This window comes from Massilia sp. LXY-6 (assembly GCF_051233485.1).
Classification (GTDB): Bacteria; Pseudomonadota; Gammaproteobacteria; order Burkholderiales; family Burkholderiaceae_D; genus Telluria.
The window spans coordinates 41,846-57,572 of record NZ_JBKFGF010000005.1; the positions used below are offsets into that span (position 1 = coordinate 41,846).

Below are 15,727 nucleotides of genomic sequence, written 5' to 3' on the forward strand. Positions count from 1 at the left end.
TGCTGTATTCAGGGGCAAGAGTATCCCACAAGAACATCAATGAACAGTAATCTGACGAATACAAGGAATCCGGTGCAAGTCTGGATTGGATTCCTGGCCTTCCTGTTTCCCTTTTCAAGCCTCGTTACCCAATCCGGCGTCAGTGTCGGCAGTTTCCTGTTCCTGATCACCGCTTTGATCTTGTTCAAGCCGTGCCGTACTGAGCTGGCACGCCATTGGCCGCAGGTGCGCTGGGTCGTGCTAGCCTTTCTGCTGCACTTCCTGTTCGTGCTGGGCTGTGCCCTGGTGCGCGGAGCAAATATGAACACGGTGGACAAGCCGTCGCGCATGTTCTTCGCGGTCAGCGCGCTGGCCGCGGTGCTGGCCGCGCGCCCGCCGCGGCGCATGCTGTGGTGGGGCGTGATCGGCGGCGCGCTGGCGGCCTTGCCGGTCGTGGCCTGGCAGCGGATCGCGATGGGGATCGACCGCCCGGGCGGCCTGATCAATGCGATCACCTTCGGCGACCTGGCGCTGCTGCTGGCGCTGCTGGCGGTGACGGCCGCGATCGATATGCGTAAGGAGCCGCACCAGGCCAGGCTGGCCGGGCTCGGCGCGATTGCCGGACTGGCGGCCTCGCTGCTGACCGGCAGCCGCGGCGGCTGGGTGGCCCTGGCCGTGGCGGGACTGTTGTTCCTGCGCCATGCGCGCGGGCTCAAGGGCAGCCATGTGCGGGTCCTGCTGGCGAGCGGCGCGGCGGTGGTGCTGGTGGCCTGGTTCGTGCCGGCTACGGAAATGCAGGCGCGCTTCGACGAAGGCGTGGGCGACGTCCGCACCTGGGTCGGCGGCGGCAACGTCAACACCCGGGTCGGCACCCGGCTCGAGTTGTGGAAGGGCGCATCGATGCTGATCGCCGAGCATCCGCTGCTGGGGATGGATTTTCAGGCCTGCCGTGCGCGCTTGGCCGAATTTGCGCGCGAGGGCAAGCTCGATCCAGTGGTATTGCCGCTGCCGCACCTGCATAATGATGCGTTGCAGGAATTGGCGACCGGCGGCGTGGCCGGCTTCGCGCTGTGGGCGGCGATCCTGGCGGCGCCGCTGCTGTTCTTCGCGCGCCAGCTGCGCGCCGGGGCGGGGAGTCCGCAGTTCGCGGTCGCGCTGGCCGGGGTATTGGTGGTCACCAGCTATGTGTGCTTCGGCCTGACCGAAGTGATCTTCTGGTCTATGAAAGGCAGCCTGTTCTACGCGCTCATGGTGTTCGTGCTCATGGGTTTCTGCCTGAATGCGAAAGAGAAAATTGGATAACCGTATCATCATCAAGCGCCTCTGGGCGATCGTCAAACCCTATCGCGGGCGCGCCTTCCTGTCGCTGCTGGCGATGGCGCTGACGGCCGCCACCCAGCCGCTGCTCGCCAAGGCGCTGCAGCTCCTGATGGATGAAGGCTTCAGGGACCAGCCCGGGTTTTCGCTCTGGTGGATCCCGGGCGTGCTGGTGTCGGTCTTCGTCATGCGCGGTATCGGCACCTTCGCCACCGCCTACTACAACAACTGGGTGATGAGCCGCGTGCTGAACGACCTGCGCGCGCAGGTGTTCGAGCGCGTGCTGCGCCTGCCGGTGGCGCGCTTCCATGAAGAGTCGACCGGCAGGATCATCAACACCGTGGTGGGCGAGGTGCGCCAGGTCGTCGACACCATCAACTCCGTGTTCGTGGCCTTCGTGCGCGACGTGCTGGTCGTGATCGGCCTGCTCGGCTCGCTGCTGCTGCTGAACTGGAAGCTCACCCTGGTGGCGATCGTGGTGGTGCCGCTGACGGCCGTGATCGTGCGCACCACCAGCAAGCGCCTGCGCCACCTGAACCGCGAAAACCAGCGCGTCACCGCCGAGATGACCCAGGTGGTCGAGGAAGCCGCACGCGGCCACCAGGTGATCCGCGTGTTCTCCGGCGAGCGCTACGAGAGCCGCCGCTTCTACCAGCGCAGCGAAGCCCTGCGCGGCTTTTCGCAGCGCATGACGGTGGCCTTCGCCGCCACTACCCCGGTGACCCAGATCGCCACCTCGCTGGCGCTGTCGCTGGTGGTGGTGCTGGCCATGCGCGCCGGCATGACGCCCGGCCAGTTCACCCAGTTCGTCACCCTGATGCTGATGCTGCTGACGCCGCTGAAGGCACTGGCCGAGGTGAACGGCCCGATGCAGCGCGGGATCGCCGCCGCCGAGAGCGTATTCGAGATGACCGACGCGCCCGTCGAGCACGACCCGGGCAGCCGGGTGCTGGGCCGCGTGGAAGGCCACATGCGCTTCGAGAACGTGGTGTTCCGCTACCCGAACACCCAGGCGCCGGCGCTGGACGGCGTCTCGCTGGACGTCAAGCCGGGCCAGACCGTGGCCCTGGTCGGCATGTCGGGCGGCGGCAAGTCGACCTTCGTGAACCTGGTGACCCGCTTCTACGAGCCGCAGGGCGGCCGCATCCTGCTGGACGGCATACCCTACCAGGACATCATGCTGCCCAGCCTGCGCGCGCAGATGGCGCTGGTGAGCCAGAACGTGGTGCTGTTCGACGACACGCTGAAGGCCAACATCGCCTACGGCGTCGAGGAAGTCGACTACCAGCGCCTGGCGGGGGCAATCAAGGCCGCGCACCTGGACGACGTGGTGGCGCGCCTGCCGGAAGGCGTCGAGACTAACATCGGCGAAAACGGCATGCGCCTGTCCGGTGGCCAGCGCCAGCGCGTGGCGATCGCGCGCGCCATCTACAAGGATGCGCCGATCCTGATCCTGGACGAGGCGACGTCCGCGCTGGACAATGAATCCGAGCGTGCCGTGCAGGCCGCGCTCGACACCCTGATGGCCGGCCGCACCACCTTCGTGGTCGCGCACCGCCTGTCGACCATCGAGCGCGCCGACCTGATCGTCGTGATGGAGCGCGGCCGCATCGTCGAACAGGGCACCCACGAGCAACTGCTGGCCGCGGGCGGGACCTACGCCAACCTGTACCGCCTGCAGTTCACCACCCCGGCGGAAGCGCTATGAGCGGACAGGCGCGTACCCTCGTCATCTCGCCGAACTGGATCGGCGACGCCGTGATGGCCCAGCCCCTGCTGCGCCTCCTTAAGCAGGCCCATCCGGAGCGTGCCATCGACGTGCTGGCCCCGCCGCAGGTGGTGCCGGTGTGGCGCCGCATCCAGGAAGCCGACCACGTCATGGAGACGCCGTTCCGCCACCGCGCCCTGCAGCTGGGCGAGCGCCTGAAGACGGCCGGCGAGCTGCGCCAGCGCGGCTACACCGATGCCTACGTGCTGCCGAACACCCTGAAGTACGCGCTGATCCCGTGGCTGGCACGGATCCCGAAGCGGGTCGGCTACAAGGGGGAAATGCGCTACGGGATGGTCAACGTGATGCACCACGACGACAGCCCGCCGCGCTCGATGGTGCCGTTCTATGCGGCACTGGCGCGCGAGCCCGAGCTGCCGCTGCCGGGCCAGCTGGCGCGGCCGTCCCTGATCGTGGCCGGCGAAGAGACCGAGGCCGTCGCCAAACGGCTCGGCATCGCGCTGGACCGCCCGCTGGTGGCCTTCGCCCCGGGCGCCGAGTTCGGCATCGCCAAGCGCTGGCCGCCGGCCCACTACGGGCAGCTCGCCGCGCGCGTGGCCGAGATCGTGCCGGACGTGCAGATCGCGCTGATGGGATCGCCGAACGACCGCGAAACCTGCGAACAGGTACTGACCCAGGCCGGCCTTGCCGCCGGCGTGCTGCGCAACCTGGCCGGCCAGACCTCGCTCGACGACGCCATCGCCCTGCTGGCGCAGGCGCGCGCGGTGGTCTCGAACGACTCCGGCCTGCTGCACATCGCCTCGGCCCTGAACCGCCCGGTGGTGGCGCTGTACGGCTCGACCGACCCGAACTATGCGCCGCCGCTGTCGGAAGTGGCACGCACCGTGTCACTGCGCCTGGAATGCTCGCCCTGCCGCAAGCGCGAATGCCCGCTCGGGCACCACGACTGCATGAACAAGATGAGTGTGGAGCGGGTGTGGAGCGAGCTGGCACCGATCCTGGCAAGAACCTGATAAAACGCAAACCGGGGTCAGAGCCCGATTTTTGGAAATAGCTTCTAGGAAGTTTCCAAAAACCGGGCTCTGACCCCGGTTTGAGATTCGTCAGTCGCGGGCGCGCAGCCCGATTGCGACCCCATCCGCCAGCCGGCACATCAGCTCATACCGCTTCTTCGCTTCCGACCGCTTCTTCGACGGAATCGCCTCTAGGTCCGGTGCCGCGATCGGTGCGCAGTCCAGCTCGTAATCGCCGCTGGCGTTCTTTGCCGCGCCCAGCTCTTCCCACAGCAGGTCGTAATCGGCCAGCACGCGACCATGGCGGATCGCTTTATAAATGACGCGGTTGCGGTTCGAGACCAGGTGCAGGCGCTCGCAGCCGTACTCGAAGCCGAGCTGGCGCACCAGGCTGACCATCAGCTGCTTCGGGCGGATGCCGTGCAGGTCGCGGGTGGCCAGGCGGATCGCTTCGCGCGCATCATCGAGCTTGCCGCCCTGGATGCAGCCGATGCTGAGGGCCGGCCGGCCGGCCCGCGGCGCGACCGTGAAGGCGACCGTGTAGATCACCTTGTCGCCCTGGGCCAGCTGCAGCACCAGCTCGCCCTCGCGGTCGAACATGTTCACCGTGCGCAGCTGGATCTCGTATGGCAGTCCGCTCTTGCCCTCGCTGGCTGCCAGCACCACCGGCCCCAGGCTGGCGCGTGCCACCGTCTGGCCGAGGCCGCGGTGGAACATGACATGGTAGTGGGCCTGGATCGCCACCAGCCTGTCTTCCGGAAGCAGGGCCTTGCTGATGTAGGGCCGGTAGACCTTATACAGGAAGCGCGGACAGGTGCGCACGTATTCCGAAAACGCCGGATGGGAATTCAGCAGGCGCAGCCAGGCGGGGGTCTGCTGCGGATGCAATAGGGCGCGCACCCGGATCTTGATCCGCTCGCGCAGCAGCGGCAGGCGCGACAGGTGGGCGGGCACCGCCGAATCCAGCGTGACCGATGGGGTGGCGGCGGCGATGAGCCGTTCGGTCCAGCCATGTTCTTGGCGATAGAGTTTCATGCCAGCCGCCCAGCACAGGGAGTGGATCGAAGTGGCGAAATGATGGGGCAGGCGAGCATGGCTGGGTACACTAAATTGCGTAGAGTAACGCTATGTAACATAGTGTATCTAAAGAAATGTCGCCGGTAAATATGATGTTATGCCGAGAGGATATAAACGACAAACAGCCGCGCCTTTTGGGGCGCGACTGTTGCGATTTCGTCAGAATCGTCGAATAAGGACGCCGGATCAGCTGGCGTAGTGGGCCGTTTCCTTGTTGCCGAAGCCTTGTCCGCCCAGTTCCCGTTCGCGCAGGTAACGTGCCAGGGCATCGCCGAAGGACGGCAGGAGTAGCCCGCGTTCGCTGCTCAAGGCGCTGTTGAGGGGGCGCGGCGCTGCCATGCCGAGCTCGAGAGCCGGGCGTTCCTCCAGGCGGGACGGGTCGACGCCGGCGGCGGCGCAGGCGCGGCGGGCCAGCTCGGCCCAGCTCATGGCCTCACCGTTGGTCAGGTGCCAGATGCCGGACTCCTTGTCGATCAGCAGGTCGAGGCAGGCATTCACCAGGTCCGGCACATAGGTCGGCGACACCGTCATGTCGCCGGCTGCGGCGAACGGCCGGCCTTCGCCCAGCGCAGCCAGGGCCTGGGTGACGAAGTTGTGCTCGTCCCAGGGGCCGAAGAAGGAACTGGTGCGCACCACCAGCGCCTGCGGATCGGAATCCAGCACGCGCCGCTCGGCCTCGGCCTTGCTGCGGCCGTAGGCGTTCAGCGGCGCCACCCGGTCGGATTCGACATAGGGACGGGAGGCGGCGCCATCGAACACCAGGTCGCTGGAGAAGGTGAGGAAGCGCACCGCATGGCGGATTGCCGCCAGCGCCAGCACGGTCGGCCCAAGGGTGTTCTCGCGCATGCAGCGCTCGGCTTCGCGCTCGGCGTCGTCGACCCGCACGTAGCCGCTGGCGTTGATGATCGCCCACGGTTTGTAGCGCACGATCGCCGCTTCGACCGAGGCCGGGTCGGTGATGTCCATCTCCTGCCGGCTGAGCACGTGGCAGGCCAGGTTGCGCCGCTCGCAGATGCGGGCGAAGGCGCGGCCCAAGGTGCCGGTGGCGCCGGTGATCAGGATCGGCTGCGGGAAGGTCGAGCGGAAGGCGGTGCGGTCGTTGATGTCGGCCACCGCCGTGCGGGTTGCCACCGGCTTGGTCCAGAAGCGGCCCGGGCGGCGCCACCAGCCCTGGCCCTGCAGCACCGGATGCGACAGCGGACGGCCGCTAGCCAGCTCGCGCATCAGGTGCGCCACCGCGGTCGGGCGCGGCTGCGGGCCGCGCACGTCGTAGGGCCCCGGCTCGTAGTAGCCGCGGCATTCGGTGACCAGGCAATTCCAGTCGAAGGAGCCGAGCAGGGCCCAGACGGTGACGGCGCGGATGTCGGCGCCGCCCTGCTGGACCTTCTTGGCCGCATTCCAGATCTCGACCAGCCAGCGCAGCTGGTCTTCGCGGTTGGCGTCGATGTGGGCTTCGGTGACCGCGACCGGCAGGTTGTAGCGGTCCCAGGTCTCCTGCAGCAGCGGGCCGATGCCCGGGGTCGGCGTGGCCAGCACGCGCGGGCATTCCATGTCCGCATGCGGAATCCCGCGGTAGCTGGTGCGGTGCGATTCCGGATAACGCTCGAGGCGGTGGTCGAGCCAGCGTTCGCTGGTGATGTAGTAATTGACGCCGATGATGTCGGGCGGGCAGGTGTTCTGCTGGAACCAGGCCAGCTCTTCCTTGGTGGTGCCGGAGGCGAGCAGGTAGTCCCACAGCGCGTGCTCGCGGTCGACCATGCCGCACAGCAGGTCCCAGCCGAGCCAGCGGCGCTCGTTGAAGTAATTCGTGATCTCCGCCATTTCCGGCGTGCCGTAGGTGCGCGACAGGTCGTCGGTCTGCACCAGCTTGGCGTTCGGATTGACCTTACGGATCTCGCGCATCGCCAGCACGGTGGCGCGGGTTTGGACCAGCAGGGCGCGGATGAACATGTCCTCGCTGCTGCCGTGCGGGTACCAGACGCCGTTCAGGCCGGAAAAGCGCGCGGTGGTGCAGGGTTCGTTGACCGGGGTGTAATACTCGACCCAGGGGTAGCGGCGGGCGACCGCGCCGGCGTATTCGGCGAGCTTCTCCGGGAAGTCCTCGCTGACCAGGCTGGTATGGCGCGGACCGCTGCCGTGGTGGACCAGGCCGACGATGGGCGTGACGCCCAGTTGCTGCAGCACGGGCAGGCGTTCGTCCGGCCATGACCAGTCTGCGCTGTCGATGCCGTCCGGAGCCGTGCGCTCCCACAGCACCGGATAGCGAACTGCTCGGATACCGAGCGACGCAAAACGCTCCAGGTCCTGCAGGCGTTCTGCATGACCGTTGCGGTCCATCTGGGAAAAGTAGTTGTCGCGTACGCGGTTGACGGTGCACTCGAGACCGCCCCAGAGCTGGAGCGGCGAACTTGCTGGCTGGATATGGCTATTAAGATTCATAAGGCTTCCTGCGTTTTTGATCCAAGGTCGTAGCCTAGTCGGCGGACCCATCTTCTTGTGTGAGGCACCGAACATATAAGCTCGATTTAGGACAAGTCCTACGCAGAGTCAGCATTGTCCAAGACAATTTGCCTGGATCGGGCGGGCGCATGCGAAAATGCCGGCAATTGAACGAGGAACAAGGAGAATGCGATGTATATGGTGTACTGGACCACCATCGAGGACGAGGCCGGCGTGCCGCATTCCGAGCCCTTCGACACCAGCGAGATGGTGGCGGCGATGAAGTTCATGGAAGAGCTGCGCGCGCGCCAGCGCGCGGGCGAGCCGGTGCGCTTCATCACCATGTGTTCGGAGCACCCGGACGTGGTCGGACACCCGGGCGTGGACGTCACCGGACCCGATTACAACTGGAAGAAGCGGCGCCGCTGAAGAACCCTCTTGCCGACCACCGCCGACTGCCTCACCGCCGGATGCGCGTTCGGCACCGTCTCGACATATCGATCATGACCGCGTCCGTTCGGTCATGTTGCGCGCGATGACCAGCTGCTGGCTCCGCGCGCTGCCTTCGTCGGGTTTCCTGGTCGCGGATCATGCTGGATTGTCTGGTTCGGCCCTGGATTGTCGGGATGCGCCTGCGGCGCCGAAGGCTTCCCGAAGCGATTCGATGCGGCCGGTGCGGCTGGCGTCGTAGCCGGGCAGGGCGTCGACCAGGCGATGGTAGCCGGGCTGGCGCAGCACCGCCAGCAGCTGGGCCATCAGGCTGTCTTCGAGGGCGTCGATGTGCAGGGCGAAAAAATAGCGTTCACTCAGCAGCGGGATGAAGCCGAGCTTGAACTGCTCGGCCGCGGTGCGCATGCCGATGCCGGCGTCGGCCATGCCGCTGGCGATGTAGGCGGCGACCGCCGAGTGGGTGAATTCGGCGCTGTTCCAGCCGTTGATCGCTTCACGCTCGATGCCGTCGCGCTCGAGCATCATGTCGAGCAGCATGCGGGTGCCGGAGCCGGCCTGGCGGTTCACGAAGCGCACCTCCGGGCGCAGCAGGTCGGCGAGTCCGTCGACGCCGAGCGGATTGCCGGGCGCGACCAGCAGGCCCTGCTGGCGCCCGCAGATGTGCACCAGGCAGTGGCGCTCCGGGTCCAGCCAGCGCAGGTAGCGGCGCGCCGTCGGCGCCTCGAATTCGCCTTCCGGAACGTGGAAACCCGCCAGGTCGCATTCGCGCTGCGCCAGCGCGGCCACCGCGTCCAGGCTGGTGCGGTAGCGCAGCTCGACCGGCAGTTCGAGCTTGTCCAGGTAGCCGGTGAGGGCGGCGACCGCGAAGCCGTGGCTGGCATCCATGCGGATCGTGCGCAGGCCGATGCCGCGCATGCGCACCTTGCCCAGTTCGGTCTCGAGCTCGGACGCCAGGCTGTCCAGCGTCGGCGACAGGCGGGCGGCGATGCGGCGGTCGGCCCAGACCAGCTTTTGCGCGAGCAGGGTCAGGCGGGTGCCGCGCCCGCGTCCGGTCTCGAGCAGGGGCTCGCCGAACAGGTCCTCGGCTTCGCGCAGCACCCCCCAGGCATAGCGGTAGGACAGCCCGCTCGCCTTGGCCGCGGCGGCGATCGAACCATGGTCCTGGATCGCCAGCAGCAATCCCAGCAGGGTGGCCGTGTCGAGCGGAGCGTCGTTGTCGAAGCTGATTTCCCAGTGTGGGCGGATATGGACCTTGAGCATCGGATATATGCTTTATAAAGCCTATTTTTGGCAGGAAGAGGCCATGATACCCTCGACGTTGCAGTAAAAGTATTCCAGAAGTATATGCTTTTTAAAACATATTAGTTCAAACAAAAAATACCGGAGGAGACATGGCATTATTGGATAAGCTGGACAAGGAACACACCATAGCGAGGCCCGGCTTCAACCGCTGGCTGGTGCCGCCGGCCGCATTGGCGATCCACCTGTGCATCGGCATGGCGTATGGCTTTTCGGTGTTCTGGCTGCCGCTGTCGAAAGCGATCGGCATCAAGGAATCGCTGGCCTGCCCGGCCAATATGAGTTTCTTTGCCGAGATCACGTCCACCACCTGCGACTGGAAGATCTCGATGCTGGGCTGGATGTTCACCCTGTTCTTCGTCTTCCTCGGCCTGTCGACCGCGCTGTTCGGCGGCTGGCTCGAGCACGCGGGCCCGCGCAAGGCCGGCGTGGTGTCGGCCCTGTGCTGGTGCGGCGGCCTGGTGATCTCGAGCCTGGGTATCTACACGCACCAGATCTGGCTGATGTGGATCGGCTCGGGCGTCATCGGCGGCATCGGCCTTGGATTGGGCTATATCTCGCCAGTCTCCACCCTGATCAAATGGTTCCCCGATCGCCGCGGCATGGCGACCGGCATGGCCATCATGGGCTTCGGCGGCGGCGCCATGATCGGCGCACCGCTGGCCGACAAGCTGATGAAGCACTTCGCCACCGCCACTTCGGTGGGCGTCTGGGAAACCTTCCTGGCCCTGGCCGCGATCTACTTCGTGTTCATGATGGTAGGCGCGCTGTCTTACCGCGTCCCGGCCAACGGCTGGAAGCCGGAAGGCTGGACCGCCCCGGCCGCGAAGAGCGGCAAGACCATGATCACCAACCGCCACGTGCACGTGAAGCGCGCGTGGACCACGCCGCAGTTCTGGCTGGTGTGGCTGGTGCTGTTCCTGAACGTCTCGGCCGGCATCGGCATCCTGGCGATGGCCTCGCCGCTGCTGCAGGAAGTGTTCGGCGGCCGCCTGATCGGCGTGACTGCCGCCTTCAACGAACTGGACGCGGCGCAGAAGGCACAGATCGCGACCATCGCCGCCGGCTTCACCGGCCTGCTGTCGCTGTTTAACATCGGCGGCCGCTTCGCCTGGGCGACCTGCTCCGACTACATCGGCCGCAAGACGACCTATTTCGTGTTCCTGGTGCTGGGCTTCGTGCTGTACTCGGCGATCCCGTCGCTGGCGCATGGCGGCCAGCTGGGACTGTTCGTGCTGTGCTTCTGCATCATCCTGTCGATGTACGGCGGCGGCTTCTCGACCGTGCCGGCCTACCTGGCCGACCTGTTCGGCACCCAGATGGTGGGCGCGATCCACGGCGGCCTGCTGACCGCCTGGGCCGCCGCCGGCGTGCTCGGTCCGACCCTGGTCAACTACATCCGCGAATACCAGATCGCCCACGGCGTCGCCAAGGCGCAGGCCTACGACACCGCGATGTACGTGCTGGCGGCTTTGCTCGTGCTGGGTTTCGTCTGCAACCTGCTGGTGCGCCCGGTGGCCGACAAGTATTTCATGAGCGAGGCCGAGCTGGCCGAAGAGAAGCGCCGCGCCCATGAGCGCGACGTTGCCGCCTCGGCCGGCAGCCGGGCCGCTGCCGCCGGCAGCGACAGCATGGTGGCCGGCGTGTCCGGTACCGCCACCATCGCCGCGACGCCGGTGGCGGCGGGCGGCGCCGTGGTCGCGCTGCTGGCCTGGGCCGCGGTCGGCATTCCGCTGCTGATCGGCATGTGGCTCACGCTGCAGAAGGCGATCGTGCTGTTCAAGTAAGAGCATTGGGTGGGCACGTGATTGATGCCCCCGGCATCAATCACCCCACCCAACGAAAACGATCGAGACACGAAACAAGCAATACAGGAATTTCGCCATGAACCATCCCGTCATCCCCATCGCCGTACAAGGCGCCAGCCGCCAGCGCAAGCGCGAAGCCCCCAAGGGCCGGCGCGCCGATCCGCAGGCCCTGCGCGAGGTGCACGACCTGCTGGGCGACAGCCCGCGCCGGCGCGACCTGCTGATCGAGCACCTGCACAAGATCCAGGACGCGTTCGGCGGCTTGTCGGCCGGCCACCTGGCCGCGCTGGCCCAGGAGCTGAAGCTGGCCCAGTCCGAAGTCTACGAGGTCGCGAGCTTCTACCACCACTTCGACGTGCTGCGCGACCTTGATGCGGCGCCGGCGTCGCTGACGGTGCGCGTCTGCGCCGGCCTGTCGTGCGAGATGGCGGGCGCTTCATCGCTGCTGGACAAGCTGCCGGCCATCCTCGGAACGGATGTGCGCGTGCTGGCCGCGCCCTGCATCGGCCGCTGCGAGCAGGCACCGGCGGCGCTGGTCGGCCAGCATCCGGTGCCGCAGGCGACTGCGGAAGCCGTGCTGGCCAAAGTGCGGTCCGTCGCCACGGCGGCGCAGGAAACCACGCACACGCACCAGGGCCATGCCAACCTGGAAGCCTACCGCGCCGATGGCGGCTACGCGCTGCTGCGCGACTGCGTCGAAGGACGCCGCGAGGTCGAATCGGTGATCGCCGCGCTGGAAGGCTCCGGCCTGCGCGGCCTGGGCGGCGCCGGCTTCCCGGCCGGGCGCAAATGGCGCATCGTGCGGGCTGAGCCCGGCCCGCGCCTGATGGCGATTAACATCGACGAGGGCGAGCCCGGCACCTTCAAGGACCGCGTCTACCTCGAACGCGACCCGCACCGCTTCCTGGAAGGCGCCCTGATCGCCGCCTGGGCGGTCGGCATCGAGACCATCTACATCTACCTGCGCGACGAATACCACGGCCTGCGCGCCATGCTGGAAGCCGAGCTGGCGGCACTGCGCGCGGACCCGCCGGTGCCGGACATGCCGGAACTGGTTCTGCGCCGCGGCGCCGGCGCCTACATCTGCGGCGAAGAGTCGGCCATGATCGAGTCGATCGAAGGCAAGCGCGGCATGCCGCGCCTGCGCCCGCCCTATGTGGCCCAGGTCGGCCTGTTCGGCCGGCCGACCCTCGAACACAACTTCGAAACCTTGCACTGGGTACGCGACATCGTCGAGCAGGGTCCGGAACGCTTCGCCGGCTACGGCCGCCATGGCCGCAAGGGCCTGCGCTCGTTCTCGGTCTCGGGCCGGGTGCGCGATCCGGGCGTCAAGCTGGCCCCGGCCGGCATCACCATCAAGGAGCTGATCGAGGAATACTGCGGCGGCATGCAGGAGGGGCACAGCTTTTACGCCTACCTGCCGGGCGGCGCCTCGGGCGGCATCCTGCCGGCCAGCATGGACGACATCCCGCTCGACTTCGACACCCTGCAAGCCTACGGCTGCTTCATCGGTTCGGCCGCGGTGGTGGTGCTGTCCGACCGCGACAGCGCGAAGGCCGCGGCCCTGAACACGCTGCGCTTCTTCAAGGACGAGTCCTGCGGCCAGTGCACACCCTGCCGCGCCGGCACCGCCAAGGCCGTGGCCATCATGGAGCAGCCGGCATGGGACGTCGAGCTGCTGGGCGAACTGTCCCAGGTAATGCGCGACGCCTCGATCTGCGGCCTGGGCCAGGCCGCGCCGAATCCCTTCGATTGCGTGATCAAGTACTTCCCGCATGAACTCAGTATCAACGTGAGCGAGCAAGCAAAATGAACGCAAGCCTCCAGACCGTCACCTTCACCATCAACGGCAGGGAAGTCACGGCCCTGCGCCACGAAACCCTGATCGAAGTCGCCGACCGCGAAGGCATCGCCATCCCGCGCCTGTGCTACGCGGAAGGACTGGAAGCGGTCGGCAACTGCCGCTCCTGCATGGTCGAGATCGACGGCGAGCGCGTGCTGGCGCCGTCCTGCTGCCGCCATCCCTCGCAAGGCATGAAGGTCGTCACGGACAGCGAACGCGCCGTGAAAGCCCAGAAGCTGGTGCTGGAACTCCTGATGGCCGACATGCCGGAGAAGGACTACACGCGCCACAACGAGGTCGACGAATGGGCGGCCAGGCTCGGCGTCGGCAAGCCGCGTTTCCCGGCCACGCGCAGCGCGCCCGCGCGCGACGCCAGCCACGCGGCGATCACCGTCAACCTGGACGCCTGCATCCAGTGTACGCGCTGCGTGCGCGCCTGCCGCGACGAGCAGGTCAACGACGTGATCGGCCTGGCCTTCCGCGGCCAGGATGCGAAGATCGTGTTCGACCAGGACGACCCGATGGGCAACTCGACCTGCGTGGCCTGCGGCGAATGCGTGCAGGCCTGCCCGACCGGCGCCCTGAGCCCGGCGCGCGATGCGGCGCTCAGCGTTCCCGATAAAAAAGTCGACTCGGTCTGCCCGTACTGCGGCGTCGGCTGCCAGCTGACCTACAACGTCAAGGACAACAAGATCCTCTACGTGGAAGGGCGCGACGGCCCCGCCAACCACGGCCGCCTGTGCGTGAAGGGCCGCTACGGCTTCGACTACGCGCATCACCCGCACCGCCTGACCAGGCCCCTGATCCGCCGCGCCGGCGTGCCGAAGACCGGCGACTTCACGATGGACCCCTCGCGCGTGATGGAGGTGTTCCGCGAAGCGACGTGGGAAGAAGCGCTCGACCTGGCCGGCGGCACCCTGGCACGCATCCGCGATACCCATGGCAAGCGCGCGCTGGCCGGCTTCGGCTCGGCCAAGGGCAGCAACGAAGAGGCTTACCTGTTCCAGAAGCTGGTGCGCACCGGCTTCGGCAGCAACAACGTCGACCACTGCACCCGCCTGTGCCACGCCTCCTCGGTGGCCGCGCTGCTGGAAGGGATCGGCTCGGGCGCGGTCTCGAATCCGGTCATGGACGTGACCCGTGCCGAAGTCGTGATCGTGATCGGCGCGAATCCGACCGTGAACCATCCGGTGGCCGCGACCTGGATGAAGAACGCGGTGCGCACCGGCACCAAGCTGATCCTGATGGACCCGCGCCGTTCCGAACTGGCGCGCCATGCGCACCGCCACCTGCAGTTCAAGCCGGACACCGACGTCGCGCTGCTGAACGCGATGATGCACGTGATCGTCACCGAAGGCCTGGTCGATAAAAACTTCATCGAGAGCCGCACCATCGGCTACGACGAGCTGGCCAAGAATGTCGAAGGCTACAGCCCGGAAGCGATGGCGCCGATCTGCGGCATCGATGCCGACACGATCCGCTACGTGGCGCGCCTGTACGCTGCTTCGTCCGGCTCGATGATCCTGTGGGGCATGGGCGTGTCGCAGCACGTGCACGGCACCGACAACGCGCGCTGCCTGATCGCGCTGGCGCTGATGACGGGCCAGATCGGCCGTCCCGGCACCGGCCTGCATCCGCTGCGCGGCCAGAACAACGTGCAGGGCGCGTCGGACGCCGGCCTGATTCCGATGATGTACCCGGACTACCAGCGCGTCGACAACCCGCAGGCCAAGGCACGCTTCGAGCAGGCCTGGGGCACGCAGCTGGACGACAAGCCGGGCCTGACCGTGGTCGAGATCATGGACGAGATCCTGGCCGGCGGCATCAAAGGCATGTACATCATGGGCGAGAACCCGGCGATGTCGGATCCCGACGCGAACCATGCGCGCGAAGCGCTGGCCGCTCTCGAGCACCTGGTGGTACAGGATATCTTCCTGACCGAGACCGCCTACCTGGCCGACGTGATCCTGCCGGCGTCCGCCTTCGCCGAGAAGGCCGGCAGCTTCACGAATACGGACCGGCTGGTCCAGCTGGGCCGCCAGGCGGTTCACCCCCCCGGCGATGCCAAGCAGGACCTGTGGATCATCCAGCAGATGGGCCAGCGGCTCGGGCTGCCGTGGAACTACGGCCACGTCTCCGAGGTGTTCGACGAGATGCGCAGGCTGATGCCGAGCATCGCCGGCATCACCTGGCAGCGCCTGGAGCAGGACGGTGCCGTGACCTATCCGTGCGCGGCCGAGGGCGACCCGGGCCAGCCGGTGGTGTTCATGGAGGAGTTCCCGCGCGGGCTGGGCGACGAGCGGGGCAGGGCACGCTTCGTCCCGGCCGACATCATTCCGGCCAACGAGCGCCCGGACGCCGACTACCCGATGGTCTTGATTACCGGCCGCCAGCTCGAGCACTGGCACACCGGCAGCATGACGCGGCGCGCCGGCGTGCTGGATGCGATCGAGCCCGATCCGGTGGCGCTGGTGCATCCGCTCGACCTGGAGGAGTTGAAAGGCAAGCCGGGCGACGTGATCACGATCGCCTCGCGGCGTGGCGAGGTGGTGCTGTATGCGCGTGCCGACGACAGCTCGCCGCGCGGGGCCATCTTCGTGCCGTTTTGCTACTATGAGGCGGCGATCAACCGGCTTACCAACTCGGCGCTCGACCCCTTCGGCAAGATCCCCGAGTTCAAGTATTGTGCGATCCGCGTGCAGCTGGGCGGGGAGGTCACTCTGCAGGGCTCCTACGGTGGCGGCCAGATTCTGGCAGCCGTGGCACAATGACA

10 protein-coding genes are annotated in these 15,727 nt (G+C 67.1%); 7 read left to right on the top strand and 3 right to left on the bottom strand.

The genetic code is table 11. The annotated features are described in order from the left end of the window. The first annotated feature begins 39 nt into the window (after positions 1-39). Genes ACI48D_RS02710 through waaF form a run of 3 tightly spaced genes read left to right on the top strand, consistent with a single transcriptional unit; the run spans position 40 to position 4,038 of the window. Positions 40-1,281 (top strand): O-antigen ligase family protein, encoded by a 1,242-nt coding sequence (locus ACI48D_RS02710; protein WP_435569670.1) that lies wholly within the window; start codon positions 40-42, stop codon positions 1,279-1,281. Beyond that, complete coding sequence (gene msbA, locus ACI48D_RS02715) at positions 1,274-3,004, top strand: lipid A export permease/ATP-binding protein MsbA (protein ID WP_435569671.1); 1,731 nt, start codon at positions 1,274-1,276, stop codon at positions 3,002-3,004. The genes ACI48D_RS02710 and msbA overlap by 8 nt, the downstream gene beginning before the upstream one ends. Further along, positions 3,001-4,038: a lipopolysaccharide heptosyltransferase II gene (gene waaF, locus ACI48D_RS02720; protein WP_435569672.1), complete on the top strand. Its 1,038-nt coding sequence runs from the start codon at positions 3,001-3,003 to the stop codon at positions 4,036-4,038. Before msbA ends, waaF begins: the two co-directional genes overlap by 4 nt. 90 nt (positions 4,039-4,128) lie before the next feature. On the opposite strand, the gene ACI48D_RS02725 is transcribed toward waaF, so the two are convergent. Beyond that, positions 4,129-5,073 (bottom strand): DUF535 family protein, encoded by a 945-nt coding sequence (locus ACI48D_RS02725; protein WP_435569673.1) that lies wholly within the window; start codon positions 5,071-5,073, stop codon positions 4,129-4,131. A 228-nt stretch (positions 5,074-5,301) separates the two neighbouring features. Beyond that, complete coding sequence (locus ACI48D_RS02730; RefSeq protein ID WP_435569674.1) at positions 5,302-7,554, bottom strand: family 1 glycosylhydrolase; 2,253 nt, start codon at positions 7,552-7,554, stop codon at positions 5,302-5,304. Between the two features lie 192 nt (positions 7,555-7,746). On the opposite strand from ACI48D_RS02730, the gene ACI48D_RS02735 reads away from it, so the two are divergent. After that, on the top strand, positions 7,747-7,983 hold the full coding sequence (locus ACI48D_RS02735) for a hypothetical protein (RefSeq protein WP_435569675.1): 237 nt from the start codon (positions 7,747-7,749) through the stop codon (positions 7,981-7,983). Positions 7,984-8,142: 159 nt separating this feature from the next. Here the strand turns inward: ACI48D_RS02735 and ACI48D_RS02740 are convergent, their stop codons facing one another. Beyond that, positions 8,143-9,264 (bottom strand): substrate-binding domain-containing protein, encoded by a 1,122-nt coding sequence (locus ACI48D_RS02740; protein WP_435569676.1) that lies wholly within the window; start codon positions 9,262-9,264, stop codon positions 8,143-8,145. Positions 9,265-9,395: 131 nt separating this feature from the next. Here ACI48D_RS02740 and ACI48D_RS02745 point away from each other — a divergent pair, with 131 nt between their 5' ends. The 3 genes from ACI48D_RS02745 (at position 9,396) to fdhF (ending at position 15,725) form a co-directional block, all read left to right on the top strand. Beyond that, the gene (locus tag ACI48D_RS02745) at positions 9,396-11,090 is read left to right on the top strand and encodes an OFA family MFS transporter (RefSeq protein ID WP_435569677.1); all 1,695 of its coding nucleotides are present in this window, start codon (positions 9,396-9,398) and stop codon (positions 11,088-11,090) included. A 97-nt stretch (positions 11,091-11,187) separates the two neighbouring features. After that, entirely contained in the window at positions 11,188-12,924 is a 1,737-nt protein-coding gene (locus tag ACI48D_RS02750; RefSeq protein ID WP_435569678.1) for an NADH-ubiquinone oxidoreductase-F iron-sulfur binding region domain-containing protein, read from the top strand. Further along, positions 12,921-15,725 carry a formate dehydrogenase subunit alpha gene (gene fdhF, locus ACI48D_RS02755; RefSeq protein WP_435569679.1) on the top strand — a complete coding sequence of 935 codons (2,805 nt, stop codon included), beginning with the start codon at positions 12,921-12,923 and terminating at the stop codon, positions 15,723-15,725. Before ACI48D_RS02750 ends, fdhF begins: the two co-directional genes overlap by 4 nt. The last annotated feature ends 2 nt before the right edge of the window (positions 15,726-15,727 follow it).

What these genes read in the sequence shown, in the direction of transcription:
- ACI48D_RS02745 (WP_435569677.1), top strand. Translation starts at nt 9,396, where the DNA reads ATGGCATTATTGGATAAGCTGGACAAGGAACACACCATAGCGAGGCCC.
- ACI48D_RS02710 (WP_435569670.1), top strand. Translation starts at nt 40, where the DNA reads ATGAACAGTAATCTGACGAATACAAGGAATCCGGTGCAAGTCTGGATT.
- ACI48D_RS02740 (WP_435569676.1), bottom strand. Translation starts at nt 9,264, where the DNA reads ATGCTCAAGGTCCATATCCGCCCACACTGGGAAATCAGCTTCGACAAC.
- waaF (WP_435569672.1), top strand. Translation starts at nt 3,001, where the DNA reads ATGAGCGGACAGGCGCGTACCCTCGTCATCTCGCCGAACTGGATCGGC.
- ACI48D_RS02725 (WP_435569673.1), bottom strand. Translation starts at nt 5,073, where the DNA reads ATGAAACTCTATCGCCAAGAACATGGCTGGACCGAACGGCTCATCGCC.
- ACI48D_RS02750 (WP_435569678.1), top strand. Translation starts at nt 11,188, where the DNA reads ATGAACCATCCCGTCATCCCCATCGCCGTACAAGGCGCCAGCCGCCAG.
- fdhF (WP_435569679.1), top strand. Translation starts at nt 12,921, where the DNA reads ATGAACGCAAGCCTCCAGACCGTCACCTTCACCATCAACGGCAGGGAA.
- ACI48D_RS02730 (WP_435569674.1), bottom strand. Translation starts at nt 7,554, where the DNA reads ATGAATCTTAATAGCCATATCCAGCCAGCAAGTTCGCCGCTCCAGCTC.
- ACI48D_RS02735 (WP_435569675.1), top strand. Translation starts at nt 7,747, where the DNA reads ATGTATATGGTGTACTGGACCACCATCGAGGACGAGGCCGGCGTGCCG.